Genomic DNA, 14350 nt, shown 5'->3' on the forward strand with positions numbered 1-14350 from the left:
CGGTGCGCGGCGCCTCGCCGTGCCCCGTCCGTCGCCGCGCGCGAAGTGCCCGCCCGCGGCCTCGACCAGTGGAGATGCCATGTCCGGCCGACCGTCCGCGAGCCGTCGTACCGTCCTGCGGGGGGCGGCGATCACCCCGGTGGCCGGGCTCGGCCTGGCCGCGTGCTCCGGCGGCGGCAGCGGGGGCGGGACCCCCGCCACACCGACCGCGCCCGTCGTCCTCGGCGCGGAGAGCGAGGTCTCCGCGGGCGGCGCACAGCTGTACCAGGACCAGAACGTCGTGGTCAGCCGCGCCGGGGACGGTTCGCTCAAGGCGTTCAGCTCGATCTGCACCCATGCCGGGTGCGCCATCAACAAGCTCCAGGGCACGACCCTCGTGTGCCCGTGTCACGGCAGCGAGTTCGACGCCAGGACCGGCAAGGTGCTGCGGGCGCCCGCCACCGTGCCGCTCCACCCCCTGCCGGTCGAGGAGAAGAACGGGAAGATCGTCGCTGGACCGGGAGCCTGAGCCCGGTGCGGTCCGCGGCCGGGACCGCGGACCGCACCAGGGCGGGAGATCACTCCCAGTCCCAGCCGATCCCGACGATCCCCGACCGCACCCGCGGCTCGACCAGGTGCACCGAGCGGTGCCGGCCGCTCAGCGCGAGTTCCTGGCGGCCGCTGCGCGGCGCGGCGGCCGAGTGCTGGGTGAAGCGGTGGCAGCGCACGGGCAGCGCCGTCTCGGTGAAGTGCACCTGGAGCGCGTACTGTCCGCCCGCGAAGCCGAACCCGCGGACGTACTCGCTGGACGCCCCGGCGGTGCCGTCCTCGAAGGCGTAGCGGAAGAGGAACGTCTCGCCCGCCCGCAGCCGGGTGTCGAAGAGCAGTTCGGCGACGAGCACGCCGGTGTCGCGGTGCCAGCGCACCCGCCCCGTACGGCAGTTCTCCAGCGCCCTGACCGTCGTCCGGTCCGGTGCGCACCCGGGGTCGCCGTGATGGATGGCCACATAGCGGTCCACCCCGTCCCTGTGGGCGCGCACTATGTGGTGCGACTCGCGGGCCAGCAGCTCGCGGCCGGCGCCGATGCGCACCCGTTCATGGTGGCCGAGCGTGTGCAGACCGCCGTCGAGCGGCGGGGACTCCAGTTCGGCGAGCAGCCGTTCCAGGACGCCGGAGGCCTCCATCAGGGCACGGTAGGAACGTCCCGTGGGGCGCTCCGGGTCCGATCGCGCCTCGGCCTCGGCCAGCAGTCTGATCAGGGACTCGTCGGGCAGCTGGAGTATCTCCTCCAGCGCGCGGACGGCCCGCAGGGACTCGGGGCGCTGGGGGCGGCGGGCGCCCTGCTGCCAGTAACTGAGGCTGGTCACACCGACTTTGACGCCGTACCGGGAGAGATGGTGCTGGACGCGCTGCAACGGCAGTCCACGGGCGGTGATCGCTGCGCGCAGTGCGACATGGAAGGGGCCGCCCCGCAGGGCCGTTTCCAGTTCCGCCGTGGCGAGGTCCACGTGCTGTGTGCCGGTCCGCATGCAGGGGCCTTTCTCTGGATGTTCACAACGGCTGGTCAGACCGTCGGAGAGCGGTTCGTCGGCGCAGCCCGGTGGGCGCGCGGGGGCTGTACACGCGCGGGTTTCGCCGTTCACGCCCCGAGTTCCCCCGCATTGAAGCGTGTTGACCAAGCCCCGACAACACCTGATGCTCAACATGGCTCACCGCAGCCCCCCGGACGCGCTCCGTCCTTCCTCGACCCCCACTCGGGAGGAAACACGATGCGCCGCACTCGACGTCTCGCCGCACTCGTGGTCGTCCTGGCCGCCCTGGGCGCAGCACCGGCGACGGCGGCCGTCGGGAGCGCCGCCGGCCACGCGGGTACGGCCGCCCACGCGGGCGCCGGCCCCGGATCGTCCTCGACACTGTCCGGTACGGCGGTCCGGTACGACGTGTCCCGGGTGGCCGGATCCGGCGCATCCCCGGTGGTGCGCGCGGAGCACGGGGACGACGGCGACCGGGGCGGGAACGGCGGGCGGGGCCGTGAGGGCGGCCGGGTCAGGACCCGCGACGACGACCCGGCGGATCCCTTCGTCGTGGTGGCGTCCGCCGCGGCCGGCGCCGGAGCGCTCGTCGCGCTCGTCCTGAGCGTCTCGCGGGCCCTGCGCAGGCGCCGGGGCTGACACCGCGAGGTTTTCCACAGGCGGTCCGGGAGCCGGCCGCGCTGTCGGCCCGCGCCAGTAGGGTGTGTGACATGGCCGACCCCTCCAGCTACCGCCCGAAGCCGGGACAGATCCCGGACTCCCCGGGCGTGTACCGATTCCGCGACGAGCACCGCCGGGTGATCTACGTCGGGAAGGCGAAGAGCCTGCGCCAGCGCCTGGCGAGCTACTTCCAGGACCTGGCGAATCTCCACCCGCGCACCCGCACGATGGTCACCACGGCCGCGTCGGTGGAGTGGACGGTCGTGTCCACGGAGGTCGAGGCCCTTCAGCTGGAGTACTCCTGGATCAAGGAGTACGACCCCCGTTTCAACGTCAAGTACCGCGACGACAAGAGCTACCCCTACCTCGCCGTGACGATGAACGAGGAGTTCCCGCGCGTCCAGGTGATGCGGGGCGCCAAGAAGAAGGGCGTGCGCTACTTCGGCCCCTACGGACACGCGTGGGCCATCCGCGACACCGTCGACCTGCTGCTGCGCGTCTTCCCCGTCCGCACCTGCTCCGCCGGAGTCTTCAAGAACGCCTCCCGCACCGGCAGGCCCTGCCTCCTCGGCTACATCGGCAAGTGCTCCGCCCCCTGCGTCGGCCGGGTCTCGCCCGAGGAGCACCGCGAGCTGGCCGAGGAGTTCTGCGACTTCATGGCGGGCCGTACGGGGACGTACATCCGCCGCCAGGAACAGCAGATGGCCCAGGCCGCGGAGGAGATGGAGTACGAGCGCGCGGCCCGGCTCCGTGACGACATCGAGGCCCTGAAGAAGGCCATGGAGAAGAGCGCGGTCGTCCTCGCGGACGCGACCGACGCCGACCTCATGGCCGTCGCCGAGGACGAGCTGGAAGCCGCGGTGCAGATCTTCCACGTGCGCGGCGGACGGGTCCGCGGCCAGCGCGGCTGGGTCACGGACAAGGTGGAGGCGGTCACCACGGGCGACCTCGTCGAGCACGCGCTCCAGCAGCTCTACGGCGAGGAGAAGGGCGACTCCGTCCCCAAGGAGGTGCTGGTCCCGGCGCTGCCCGACCCGGTGGAGCCCGTCCAGGAGTGGCTCACCGCCCGCCGTGGCTCGAACGTGTCGCTCCGTATACCGCAGCGCGGCGACAAGAAGGCGCTCATGGAGACCGTGCAGCGCAACGCCCTCCAGGCGCTCGCCCTGCACAAGACCAGGCGCGCCTCCGACCTGACCACGCGCTCGCGCGCCCTGGAGGAGATCGCCGAGGCACTCGGCCTGGACAGCGCGCCGCTGCGGATCGAGTGCTACGACATCTCGCACCTCCAGGGCGACGACGTGGTGGCCTCGATGGTCGTCTTCGAGGACGGACTCCAGCGCAAGAGCGAGTACCGGCGCTTCCAGATCAAGGGCTTCGCCGGCCAGGACGACGTCCGCTCCATGCACGAGGTGATCACCCGCCGCTTCCGGCGCTACCTGGTGGAGAAGGAGCGGACGGGGGAGTGGACGGACGGCGAGGACCCGGCGGCGGACCCCGCGCACCCGTCGGCCGACGGCGGCCCCCTCTCCGGCAGCGCCCCCTCGGACGGCCCCCTCTCCGGCGGAGCCCTGTCCGGGAGCACCTTCTCCGGCGGAGCCCTGTCCGGGAGCACCTTCTCCGACGGCGCCCCCTCCGGCGGCACCTTCTCCGAGGACGACGGCCGTCCCAAGCGCTTCGCCTACCCGCCGCAGCTCGTCGTCGTCGACGGCGGGCAGCCGCAGGTCGCCGCCGCGCAGCGGGCCCTGGACGAGCTCGGCATCGACGACATCGCCGTCTGCGGACTCGCCAAGCGCCTGGAGGAGGTGTGGCTGCCCGGCGAGGACGACCCCGTGGTCCTGCCGCGCAGCAGCGAGGGCCTGTATCTGCTCCAGCGCGTCCGGGACGAGGCCCACCGCTTCGCCATCACCTACCAGCGCGCCAAACGGGCCAAGCGCTTCCGCTCGGGCCCCCTGGACGACGTACCGGGCCTGGGCGAGTCCCGCAAGCAGGCACTGATCAAACACTTCGGCTCCGTGAAGAAGCTCCGGTCGGCGACGATCGACCAGATCTGCGAGGTACCGGGCGTGGGACGCAAGACGGCGGAGACCATCGCCGTGGCCCTCGCCCAGGCCGCCCCCGCGGCACCCGCCGTGAACACGGCCACTGGAGAGATCATGGAAGACGACGAACACGCGGCGCCCGGGACGACGGCGGGCCCCGCGGAGGAGCCCGTGACCGCGGGCGCCTCGGACGAGCGACGGGGGCAGGAGACATGACCGAGAACGACGCGCGTGAACAGGAACGTCCGGCAGAGGGCCAGGACACACACAGCCGGACAGGCGACAATCACGCGGAGCGTGACGAGCCGAGGGAAGACGGAGCACAGGTGGGTACGGGCAGCGAGACGGCCGGGACAGCGGTCCCGGACGCCGTCATCCCCGAGTTGGTGATCATCTCCGGCATGTCCGGAGCCGGCCGGTCCACGGCCGCCAAGTGTCTGGAGGACCTCGGCTGGTTCGTCGTCGACAACCTGCCGCCCGCCCTGATCCCCACCATGGTGGAGCTCGGCGCCCGCTCGCAGGGCAACGTCGCCCGGATCGCCGTCGTCGTCGACGTGCGCGGCCGCCGGTTCTTCGACAACCTCCGCGAGTCCCTCGCCGACCTGGAGTCCCGCAACGTCACCCGGCGGATCGTCTTCCTGGAGTCCTCCGACGAGGCCCTGGTGCGCCGCTTCGAGTCGGTGCGCAGACCGCACCCCCTCCAGGGCGACGGCCGCATCGTGGACGGCATCGACGCCGAGCGCGAGCTGCTGCGCGAGCTGCGCGGCGACGCCGACCTCGTCATCGACACCTCCAGCCTGAACGTGCACGAGCTGCGCGCCAAGATGGACGCCCAGTTCGCGGGCGAGGAGGAGCCCGAGCTGCGGGCCACCGTCATGTCCTTCGGCTTCAAGTACGGCCTGCCGGTCGACGCCGACCTGGTCGTGGACATGCGCTTCCTGCCCAACCCGCACTGGGTCCCGGAGCTGCGCCCCTTCACCGGCCTGAACGAGGAGGTCTCGGCGTACGTCTTCAACCAGCCCGGCGCCAAGGAGTTCCTCGACCGCTACTCCGAGCTGCTCCAGCTCATCGCCGCCGGCTACCGCCGTGAGGGCAAGCGCTACGTGACCATCGCGGTCGGCTGCACCGGCGGCAAGCACCGCTCGGTGGCGACCGCCGAGAAGCTCGCCGCCCGCCTCGCCTCCCAGGGCGTGGAGACCGTGCTCGTCCACCGGGACATGGGGCGCGAGTGACCGGACGTACCACCCTGCGGCTGGGCCGGCTGCGCCGGGAGACTCCCGGGGACCGGGCCCAGCCGGCCGCGGCGCGCGGCGCCAGGCCGCGCCGCCGCGGCGCGCAGCCCAAGGTCGTCGCCCTCGGCGGCGGCATGGGGCTGTCCGCCTCGCTCGCCGCGCTGCGCCGGATCACCGGTGACCTCACCGCCGTCGTCACCGTGGCCGACGACGGCGGCTCCAGCGGGCGCCTGCGCGACGAGCTGGGCGTCCTGCCGCCCGGTGACCTGCGCAAGGCGCTGGCGGCGCTGTGCGGCGACGACGACTGGGGCCAGACCTGGGCCCGCGTCATCCAGCACCGCTTCCAGTCCAAGGGCGAACTGCACGAACACGCGGTCGGCAATCTGCTGATCGTCGCGCTGTGGGAACAGCTCGGCGACCATGTGCAGGCGCTCGACCTGGTCGGCAAGCTGCTCGGCGCGCACGGCCGGGTGCTGCCCATGTCCGCCGTGCCCCTGGAGCTCCAGGCCCTGGTCAGGGGACACGACCCGGAGCGGCCCGAGGACGTCGGCACCGTCCGGGGCCAGGCGAACGTGGCGCTCACCCCCGGCGAGGTCCAGTCCGTGCACGTCGTGCCGCACGATCCGCCGGCCGTGCCGGAGGCCGTGGCCGCGGTCCTCGACGCGGACTGGGTGGTTCTCGGCCCCGGGTCCTGGTTCTCCTCGGTCATTCCGCACCTCCTGGTGCCCGAACTGCTGGACGCCCTCAGCCAGACCAGGGCGCGCCGGGTACTCTCCCTGAACCTCGCACCGCAGCCCGGAGAAACCGAAGGCTTCTCCCCGCAGCGTCATTTGGAGGTTTTGGGACGACACGCCCCTAAACTCGCCCTGGACGTGGTGCTGGCCGACGAGGCTGCCGTGCCCGACCGCGAATCTCTCGCCGAAGCCGCCCTGCGGTTCGGTGCCGCGGTCGAGCTGGCGCCGGTGGCCAGGACCGACGGATCTCCGCGGCACGATCCGGAGCTGTTGGCCGCCGCGTACGACCGTATTTTTCGGATGCATGGAAGGATCGGCCCATGGCGATGACGGCAGCGGTGAAGGACGAGATCTCCCGGCTCCCCGTCACCCGGACCTGCTGCAGGAAGGCGGAGGTCTCGGCCATCCTGCGGTTCGCCGGCGGCCTTCACCTGGTGAGCGGCCGGATCGTGATCGAGGCGGAGCTGGACACCGCGATGGCGGCACGCCGTCTGAAGCGGGACATTCTGGAGATCTTCGGCCACAGTTCCGAACTGATCGTGATGGCGCCCGGCGGGCTGCGCCGCGGTTCGCGCTACGTGGTGCGCGTGGTCGCGGGCGGTGACCAGCTGGCCCGACAGACCGGCCTCGTGGACGGGCGGGGACGCCCCATCCGCGGACTGCCGCCGCAGGTGGTCTCGGGGGCCACCTGTGACGCCGAGGCGGCCTGGCGTGGTGCCTTCCTGGCCCACGGCTCGCTCACCGAGCCCGGACGCTCCTCGTCCCTCGAGGTGACCTGCCCGGGTCCCGAGGCCGCGCTCGCGCTGGTCGGCGCGGCCCGCAGGCTCTCGATCGCGGCGAAGGCCCGCGAGGTGCGTGGTGTGGACCGGGTGGTCGTGCGCGACGGCGACGCGATCGGCGCGCTGCTGACCCGGCTGGGCGCGCACGAGTCGGTGCTGGCCTGGGAGGAGCGGCGGATGCGCCGCGAGGTCCGCGCCACGGCGAACCGGCTCGCCAACTTCGACGACGCCAACCTGCGCAGATCGGCGCGGGCCGCCGTCGCCGCCGGGGCCCGTGTCCAGCGCGCGCTGGAGATCCTCGCGGACGAGGTGCCGGAGCACCTGGCCGCCGCCGGCCGGCTGCGCATGGAGCACAAGCAGGCCTCCCTGGAGGAGCTGGGCGCGCTCGCCGACCCGCCGCTGACCAAGGACGCCGTCGCGGGGCGTATCCGCCGGCTGCTGGCGATGGCCGACAAGCGGGCCCAGGACCTCGGGATCCCCGGGACGGAGTCGAGCCTGTCCGAGGAGATGGCGGACAACCTCGCCGGCTGATTCCCGCACGCGGGGCGCCGTGAACGTCGTACGAGCTCGTCTGACGGAAAGTCAACATGCCGGTGCCGAGGCCCACTTGGGGTCACGGCACCGGTATCGGCCGGTCCGTGAGGCGCCCTTGACTTGACCTTGAAGTGTCATGAGCCTGGCATCTGTTCGCTGCTGTGGCGGACCCGTGCAAGGGGGGCTCATGAGACGAAGAGCGAGCGCGATCCTCGCTACCGGCGCGCTCCTGCTGGGCGGTGCGGCCGTGGCGCCGGTCGCCCGGGCGCAGGAGGGCGGTTCGCCCAAGCCCGACGCGAACGCCGTGAAGGTGTTCCGCGCCGAGGTCACGAAGCAGCAGGTACCCCTGCTGCTCGCGGCCGGACAGGACAGCCACGAGCTCGGCGACACGACCTGGAGGAACGGCAGGAGCACGGTCGAGGTCTACGTCACCGACCAGCAGGCCGCGAAGCTGGAGAAGCAGGGCGTCGACCTCACCGAGCACACGCTCTCCGCCCGGGCGGAGAACCGGGTCGCGGCCGCGGACCAGGGGGTCTTCCGCCCGTACAGTGGGAAGGGCAACCTGGAGGAGGAGATCGTCAGGACCGGCCAGGCCCACCCGGACCTGACCAAGGTCGTCTCCATCGGCAAGACCCTGAACGGCCAGGACATCCTCGCGCTCAAACTGACCAAGGGCGCCAGGAAGACCAAGGACGGCTCCAAGCCGTCGGTGCTGTACGTGTCCAACCAGCACGCGCGCGAGTGGATCACCCCCGAGATGACCCGGCGGCTGATGCACTACTACCTGGACCACTACTCCACCGACCAGCGCATCAGGAAGATCGTCGACTCCACGGAGCTGTGGTTCGTCCTGTCGGCCAACCCCGACGGCTACGACTACACCTTCAAGAACGCCGACACCCGCCAGTGGCGCAAGAACCTGCGGGACGTGAACGGCGACGGCGTCATCTCCACCGGCGACGGCGTCGACCTCAACCGCAACTTCGCCTACAAGTGGGGCTACGACGACGAGGGTTCGTCCCCCAACCCCACGAGCGAGACCTACCGCGGCGCGAGCCCGGAGTCCGAGCCCGAGACCAGGGCGCTCGACACCTTCGAGAAGCGCATCGGCTTCACGTACGGGATCAACTACCACTCCGCCGCCGAACTGCTGCTCTACGGAGTGGGCTGGCAGGTGGCGACGCCGACGCCGGACGACGTGCTCTACAAGGCGCTCGCCGGGACCCCCGAGCACTCCGCCATTCCCGGCTACCACCCGCAGGTCTCCTCGGAGCTGTACACGACCAACGGCGAGGCGGACGGCCACGCCGGCAACGTCAACGGCATGGCGATGTTCACCCCCGAGATGTCGACCTGTCAGACGGCCTCGGACTCCGACCCGAACGACGCCTGGAACGCCGCGGACTGCGCCTCGGTCTTCACCTTCCCCGACGACGAGAAGCTGATCCAGCAGGAGTTCGAGAAGAACGTCCCGTTCGCGCTCTCCGTCGCCGAGACCGCCGCGCACCCCGACCGGCCGTCCTCCTCGGTGGGCCTCGACGCGCCCGACTTCACCCCGGCCGCCTTCACCACGTCGTACGCCCGGGGCGGCGGCCAGACCGTCTCCGCCGTCGTCCGCAAGTCCGTGCGCGACAAGCGGCTCAGGTACCGCGTCGACGGCGGCCGTACGCACACCCTCGCGGTCAGGCCCTGGCGGGGCGGCGAGACCTACGGGGGCACCGACAACCTCTACTTCGACGAGTACCGCGCCAGGATCACGGACGGTGCGCCGGGCGACAAGGTCGAGGTCTGGTTCACGGGTGTGACCCGGGCCGGAAAGCCCACCTCCAGCAGCCACTTCACGTACACCGTGGCACAGCGGCCGAGGGCCGACGTGCTCGTGGTCGCCGAGGAGGGCGCCGCCGCCACGCAGGCGCAGACGTACGTCGACGCGCTGAAGGCCGACGGCAGGAAGCCCCTGGTCTGGGACGTCGCCACCCAGGGCGCGCCCGACGCGCTCGGTGTCCTCGACCACTTCCGGACGGTCGTCCACTACACCGGCGCCCTGCGGCCCGGCAACGCCACCCAGCTCCAGCTGCGGGCCTTCCTCAACGAGGGCGGCAAGCTGGTCGAGGCGGGCGAACTCGCGGGCGGCAGCGTCGACCTCGGCGGCGGCACCCTCTCGAACGACTTCAGCCAGTACTACCTGGGCGCCTACTCCCGTACGTCCACGCCAGGCGCCAAGGGCTTCACCGGCTCGGGGAAGCTCGACGGAGCCACCGGAACGCTCGGCGACGCGCCCGGCAACCCGCTGAACGCGGCGGGCACCTACGGCGTCACCTCCGACTCGCTCGCCGGGGCGCGGTACCCGCAGTTCGCCTCCAGCGCGGGGGCGGGACGGTTCGCCGGGACCGTGAACCCGTACGGGCCCTACGCGGGCTCGTACATGGCCGCCGCGGTGCACACCGACGACGCCTACAAGCGGCTCACCCGCACCGTCGACCTCACCGGGGTCACCGCCGCCGACAAGCCGGCGCTGACCTCCCGGATGCTGTGGGACACCGAACCCGGCTACGACCACGCGGTCGTCGAGGTCCACACGACCGGCGCCGACGACTGGACCACGCTCCCCGAGGCGGGCGGCGCGACCACCTCGGCCGTCCCCGCCGAGTGCGAGGCCGGCTTCCTGGCCCAGGAACACCCCTGGATCAGGCACTACCTGACCGTGAGCGCGGCCGGCTGCACCGCCACCGGCTCCAGCGGGCGGTGGAACAGCTTCACCGGCGCGTCCAGCGGCTGGCAGCAGGTCTCCTTCGACCTGAGCGCGTACGCCGGCAGGTCCGTCGAGGTCTCGTTCAGCTACATCAGCGATCCGAGTTCGGGCGGCCACGGCCTCCTCGTCGACGACGCCGCGCTGGTGGTCGGCGGGAACGCCGTGGAGACGGAGGGCTTCGAGTCCTCCCTCGGTCCCTGGAGCGTGGCCGGTCCGCCCGCGGGCAGCCCGGCCGTCCTGCGGGACTGGGCGCGCACCGGGGAGCTCTTCAGGACCTACGGAGCGGTCACCACGGACGACACCGTGCTGCTGGGCTTCGGCCTGGAGCACGTCGGCACGGCGGCCGACCGCGCGACCCTGATCGGACAGGCACTTTCGGCGCTCGACAACTGACCGTACGTGACCATCACATGAACAGAACGGGCGATCCGTACCCCTACTGGCGGGTACGGATCGCCCTGTCGTGTATGGCCGTGGTCGATGTCACTCAGGGGCCTTGGGGGAGGTAGGGTCGGAGGCGGTCGGGGACATCCCATACAAACTCGCCGACACTTGAGTCGGCGTACCTAACGAGGAGATCGGTTCGTGACGATCCGCGTAGGCATCAACGGCTTTGGCCGCATCGGTCGTAACTACTTCCGCGCGCTGCTGGAGCAGGGTGCTGACATCGAGATCGTGGCTGTCAACGACCTGGGTGACACCGCGACCACCGCCCACCTGCTCAAGTACGACACCATTCTGGGCCGCCTCAAGGCCGAGGTGTCCCACACCGCCGACACGATCACCGTCGACGGCCACACCATCAAGGTCCTGTCCGAGCGCAACCCCGCCGACATCCCGTGGGGCGCGCTCGGCGTCGACATCGTCATCGAGTCGACCGGCATCTTCACGAAGAAGGCCGACGCCGAGAAGCACATCGCCGGCGGCGCCAAGAAGGTCCTCATCTCGGCTCCGGCCAAGGACGAGGACATCACCATCGTGATGGGCGTCAACCAGGACCAGTACGACCCGGCGAACCACAACATCATCTCCAACGCCTCCTGCACCACCAACTGTGTGGCGCCGATGGCCAAGGTCCTCGACGAGAACTTCGGCATCGTCAAGGGCCTGATGACGACGGTTCACGCGTACACCAACGACCAGCGCATCCTGGACTTCCCGCACTCGGACCTGCGCCGCGCCCGCGCCGCCGCCGAGAACATCATCCCGACCACGACGGGTGCCGCGAAGGCCACCGCCCTGGTCCTCCCGCAGCTCAAGGGCAAGCTGGACGGCATCGCCATGCGCGTCCCGGTCCCGACCGGCTCGGCCACCGACCTGGTCGTGACGCTCCAGCGCGAGGTCACCAAGGACGAGGTCAACGCCGCGTTCAAGAAGGCGTCCGAGGACGGCGACCTCAAGGGCTTCCTGGCCTACACCGAGGACCCGATCGTCTCCTCGGACATCGTCAGCGACCCGGCGTCCTGCACCTTCGACTCCTCCCTGACCATGGTCCAGGAGGGCAACACGGTGAAGATCCTCGGCTGGTACGACAACGAGTGGGGCTACTCCAACCGCCTCGTCGACCTGACGGTCTTCGTCGGCGGCCAGCTCTAGTCACCCGAGCAGGCACCTCGATGTGAGCCAGGGCTCGGGCAGCGCGACGCCGCGCTGCCCGGGCCCTGCGCCACGTGGTGATCGATCAGACCTCTCGGATCCCCAGAGCCTTCCCCTAGGAGTCGCTTCATGAAGACGATCGACGAGCTTCTCGCCGAAGGAGTGTCCGGCAAGCGGGTCTTCGTCCGCGCCGACCTCAACGTGCCGCTGGCCGGCGGCCTCATCACCGACGACGGCCGCATCCGCGCCGTCCTGCCCACCGTCAAGGCGCTGGCCGAGGCGGGCGCCAAGGTCGTCGTCGCCTCGCACCTGGGCCGCCCCAAGGGCGCCCCGGACCCGGCCTTCTCGCTGCTGCCCGCCGCCGAGCGCCTCGGTGAACTCCTCGGCGCGCCGGTCGCGTTCGCCCAGGACACCGTCGGCCCCGCCGCCCACGAAGCCGTGGACGGTCTGGAGCCCGGCCAGGTCGCGGTCGTCGAGAACCTCCGCTTCAACGCCGGCGAGACGTCCAAGGACGACACCGAGCGCGGCGAGTTCGCCGACCGGCTCGCCGCCCTCGCGGACGTGTACGTGGGCGACGGCTTCGGCGCCGTGCACCGCAAGCACGCCTCCGTGTACGACCTCCCCGCGCGTCTGCCGCACTACGCCGGGCACCTCATCGCCACCGAGGTCGGCGTCCTGAAGAAGCTCACCGAGGACGTCGCGCGCCCGTACGTCGTCGCTCTCGGCGGCTCCAAGGTCTCCGACAAGCTCGCCGTCATCGACCAGCTGCTCGGCAAGGCCGACCGCATCCTGATCGGCGGTGGCATGGCCTTCACCTTCCTCAAGGCCAAGGGCTACGAGGTCGGCACCTCGCTGCTCCAGGAGGACCAGATCCCGGCCGTCACCGAGTACATGGCGCGCGCCGAGAAGCTGGGCGTCGAGCTGGTGCTCCCGGTCGACGTCGTGGTCTCCCCCGGATTCCCGGACCTGAAGGCCAAGGCCCCCACCGAGCACACCGCCGTCGACGCGGACAAGATGCCCGAGGGCCAGCTGGGCCTGGACATCGGCCCGAAGACCGGCGCCCTGTACGCAGCCAAGCTCGCCGACGCCGAGACCGTCTTCTGGAACGGTCCCATGGGCGTCTTCGAGCACCCCGACTACGCCGAGGGCACCAAAGCGGTCGCCCAGGCCCTCGTCGACTCCAAGGGCTTCAGCGTCGTCGGCGGCGGAGACTCCGCCGCCGCGGTGCGCACCCACGGTTTCGACGAGAACGCATTCGGCCACATCTCGACCGGTGGCGGCGCCTCCCTCGAATACCTCGAGGGCAAGACGCTCCCCGGCCTCGCCGCACTGGAGGACTGACCTAGATGAGCACGCGCACGCCGCTGATGGCGGGCAACTGGAAGATGAACCTCAACCACCTCGAGGCCATCGCGCACGTCCAGAAGCTCGCCTTCGCCCTGGCCGACAAGGACTACGAGGCCTGCGAGGTCGCCGTCCTGCCGCCCTTCACCGACCTGCGCTCCGTGCAGACCCTGGTCGACGGCGACAAGCTCAAGATCAAGTACGGTGCCCAGGACCTGTCCGCGCAGGACTCCGGCGCCTACACCGGCGAGATCTCCGGCTCGATGCTGGCGAAGCTGAAGTGCACGTACGTGGCCGTCGGCCACTCCGAGCGCCGCCAGTACCACAACGAGACCGACGACGTCGTGAACGCCAAGGTCAAGGCCGCCTACAAGCACGGTCTGACCCCGATCCTGTGCGTGGGCGAGGAGCTGGACGTCCGCGAGGCGGGCAACCACGTCGCCCACACCCTCGCCCAGGTCGAGGGCGGTCTCAAGGACCTCCCGGCCGAGCAGGCCGAGTCCGTCGTGATCGCGTACGAGCCCGTCTGGGCCATCGGCACCGGCAAGGTCTGCGGCGCCGACGACGCGCAGGAGGTCTGCGCCGCGATCCGCGCCAAGCTCGCCGAGCTGTACTCCCAGGAGCTGGCCGACGCGGTCCGCATCCAGTACGGCGGCTCGGTGAAGTCCGGCAATGTCGCCGAGATCATGGCGAAGCCCGACATCGACGGCGCTCTGGTCGGCGGCGCGTCGCTGGACGCCGACGAGTTCGTCAAGATCGTCCGGTTCCGCGACCAGTAAGTATGCGGTAGCGGGGATTCGTCGTACCCTTGCGGGGGTCTGGTGCCATCGCGCCGGACCCCCGTCGTCCATCCAGTTCCGAGGAAGTTGGTCCAGCCGTGGTTTTGGGGTTCTCGATCGCCCTGATCGTCTTCAGCCTGCTGCTGATGCTGCTGGTGCTGATGCACAAGGGAAAGGGCGGCGGCCTGTCCGACATGTTCGGTGGCGGCATGCAGTCGTCCGTCGGCGGCTCCTCGGTCGCCGAGCGCAACCTCGACCGCATCACGCTGATGATCGGTCTGCTCTGGTTCGCCTGCATCGTCGTCCTCGGTGTGCTGATGAAGATCAACAACTGATCACCGAACGACATCGGTACGGCAGCACAACTGCACATTACGCAAGCACATTCCG

Annotated in this window: 12 protein-coding genes; 11 read left to right on the forward strand and 1 reads right to left on the reverse strand. The window is 71.0% G+C overall.

The window, feature by feature from the left end:
- Positions 1–79: 79 nt before the first annotated feature.
- The gene (locus ACFWI4_RS17275) at positions 80–508 is read left to right on the forward strand and encodes a Rieske (2Fe-2S) protein (RefSeq protein WP_387196646.1); all 429 of its coding nucleotides are present in this window, start codon (positions 80–82) and stop codon (positions 506–508) included.
- A gap of 49 nt (positions 509–557) precedes the next feature.
- Here the strand turns inward: ACFWI4_RS17275 and ACFWI4_RS17280 are convergent, their stop codons facing one another.
- The gene (locus tag ACFWI4_RS17280; protein ID WP_387196649.1) at positions 558–1508 is read right to left on the reverse strand and encodes a hypothetical protein; all 951 of its coding nucleotides are present in this window, start codon (positions 1506–1508) and stop codon (positions 558–560) included.
- A gap of 240 nt (positions 1509–1748) precedes the next feature.
- Between ACFWI4_RS17280 and ACFWI4_RS17285 the strand changes: the two genes are divergently transcribed.
- The 10 genes from ACFWI4_RS17285 to secG all read left to right on the forward strand — a co-directional run bounded on the left by ACFWI4_RS17285 (position 1749) and on the right by secG (position 14295).
- Complete coding sequence (locus ACFWI4_RS17285) at positions 1749–2150, forward strand: hypothetical protein (protein ID WP_387196652.1); 402 nt, start codon at positions 1749–1751, stop codon at positions 2148–2150.
- A gap of 71 nt (positions 2151–2221) precedes the next feature.
- Positions 2222–4426 (forward strand): excinuclease ABC subunit UvrC, encoded by a 2205-nt coding sequence (gene uvrC / locus ACFWI4_RS17290; protein WP_387196655.1) that lies wholly within the window; start codon positions 2222–2224, stop codon positions 4424–4426.
- Positions 4423–5442, forward strand: coding sequence for an RNase adapter RapZ (gene rapZ, locus ACFWI4_RS17295; RefSeq protein ID WP_387196658.1), 1020 nt, complete (start codon positions 4423–4425; stop codon positions 5440–5442). Before uvrC ends, rapZ begins: the two co-directional genes overlap by 4 nt.
- Positions 5439–6506 carry a uridine diphosphate-N-acetylglucosamine-binding protein YvcK gene (gene yvcK / locus ACFWI4_RS17300; RefSeq protein ID WP_387196661.1) on the forward strand — a complete coding sequence of 356 codons (1068 nt, stop codon included), beginning with the start codon at positions 5439–5441 and terminating at the stop codon, positions 6504–6506. Before rapZ ends, yvcK begins: the two co-directional genes overlap by 4 nt.
- On the forward strand, positions 6497–7486 hold the full coding sequence (gene whiA, locus ACFWI4_RS17305; RefSeq protein ID WP_037624822.1) for a DNA-binding protein WhiA: 990 nt from the start codon (positions 6497–6499) through the stop codon (positions 7484–7486). Before yvcK ends, whiA begins: the two co-directional genes overlap by 10 nt.
- 190 nt (positions 7487–7676) lie before the next feature.
- A complete protein-coding gene (locus ACFWI4_RS17310) occupies positions 7677–10634 on the forward strand; it encodes a M14 family zinc carboxypeptidase (RefSeq protein WP_387196665.1) in 2958 nt (985 codons plus the stop codon).
- 192 nt (positions 10635–10826) lie between these two features.
- Positions 10827–11837 carry a type I glyceraldehyde-3-phosphate dehydrogenase gene (gene gap / locus ACFWI4_RS17315; protein WP_387196668.1) on the forward strand — a complete coding sequence of 337 codons (1011 nt, stop codon included), beginning with the start codon at positions 10827–10829 and terminating at the stop codon, positions 11835–11837.
- Positions 11838–11966: 129 nt separating this feature from the next.
- Positions 11967–13178, forward strand: coding sequence for a phosphoglycerate kinase (locus ACFWI4_RS17320; protein ID WP_387196671.1), 1212 nt, complete (start codon positions 11967–11969; stop codon positions 13176–13178).
- A gap of 5 nt (positions 13179–13183) precedes the next feature.
- Complete coding sequence (tpiA, locus tag ACFWI4_RS17325; protein WP_387196674.1) at positions 13184–13960, forward strand: triose-phosphate isomerase; 777 nt, start codon at positions 13184–13186, stop codon at positions 13958–13960.
- 98 nt (positions 13961–14058) lie between these two features.
- A complete protein-coding gene (secG, locus tag ACFWI4_RS17330) occupies positions 14059–14295 on the forward strand; it encodes a preprotein translocase subunit SecG (RefSeq protein ID WP_261703385.1) in 237 nt (78 codons plus the stop codon).
- Positions 14296–14350: the final 55 nt, after the last annotated feature.

The sequence above is a fragment of the Streptomyces sp. NPDC127038 genome, from assembly GCF_042725875.1.
Taxonomy (GTDB): Bacteria; Actinomycetota; Actinomycetes; order Streptomycetales; family Streptomycetaceae; genus Streptomyces.

What these genes read in the sequence shown, in the direction of transcription:
- rapZ (WP_387196658.1), top strand. Translation starts at nt 4,423, where the DNA reads ATGACCGAGAACGACGCGCGTGAACAGGAACGTCCGGCAGAGGGCCAG.
- ACFWI4_RS17280 (WP_387196649.1), bottom strand. Translation starts at nt 1,508, where the DNA reads ATGCGGACCGGCACACAGCACGTGGACCTCGCCACGGCGGAACTGGAA.
- tpiA (WP_387196674.1), top strand. Translation starts at nt 13,184, where the DNA reads ATGAGCACGCGCACGCCGCTGATGGCGGGCAACTGGAAGATGAACCTC.
- whiA (WP_037624822.1), top strand. Translation starts at nt 6,497, where the DNA reads ATGGCGATGACGGCAGCGGTGAAGGACGAGATCTCCCGGCTCCCCGTC.
- ACFWI4_RS17310 (WP_387196665.1), top strand. Translation starts at nt 7,677, where the DNA reads ATGAGACGAAGAGCGAGCGCGATCCTCGCTACCGGCGCGCTCCTGCTG.
- ACFWI4_RS17275 (WP_387196646.1), top strand. Translation starts at nt 80, where the DNA reads ATGTCCGGCCGACCGTCCGCGAGCCGTCGTACCGTCCTGCGGGGGGCG.
- ACFWI4_RS17285 (WP_387196652.1), top strand. Translation starts at nt 1,749, where the DNA reads ATGCGCCGCACTCGACGTCTCGCCGCACTCGTGGTCGTCCTGGCCGCC.
- ACFWI4_RS17320 (WP_387196671.1), top strand. Translation starts at nt 11,967, where the DNA reads ATGAAGACGATCGACGAGCTTCTCGCCGAAGGAGTGTCCGGCAAGCGG.
- uvrC (WP_387196655.1), top strand. Translation starts at nt 2,222, where the DNA reads ATGGCCGACCCCTCCAGCTACCGCCCGAAGCCGGGACAGATCCCGGAC.